1 protein-coding gene is annotated in these 273 nt (G+C 44.0%); it reads right to left on the reverse strand.

Annotated elements, in window-relative coordinates; genetic code table 11:
- Positions 1–211, reverse strand: a 211-nt coding sequence (locus tag RMT89_RS42985; RefSeq protein ID WP_315889194.1) for a hypothetical protein, incomplete at its 3' end; no start/stop codon positions are given.
- Between the last annotated feature and the right edge of the window lie 62 nt (positions 212–273).

Raw genomic sequence — 273 nt, forward strand, 5'->3', positions numbered from 1 at the left:
CGTTGTAAGCGTCCTTAACTGAGTTAAGTCCTAGGCTACCAACCTCTTTAGAGGTGTTAAAAGCAGATTTAATTCCTGACTTGAAGCCTCCATCCGCTTTTCCTGTTTTGAACGATTTACCTATTTCGCTAAATAGAGAACCACCGCCTTTAGGAGTACCTCCTACACCTTTAGGAGTGTCACCAGCGTTGTTAAACACAGTGTTAGCCATCTCTTTTATCAGGCTAGAGCCGAACCCCATTGCTGTAGATGTGGTCAAAGCAAGAGTAAAGG

Origin of the sequence: Streptomyces sp. P17, assembly GCF_032436805.1 — a bacterium.
Lineage (GTDB): Bacteria > Actinomycetota > Actinomycetes > Streptomycetales > Streptomycetaceae > Streptomyces.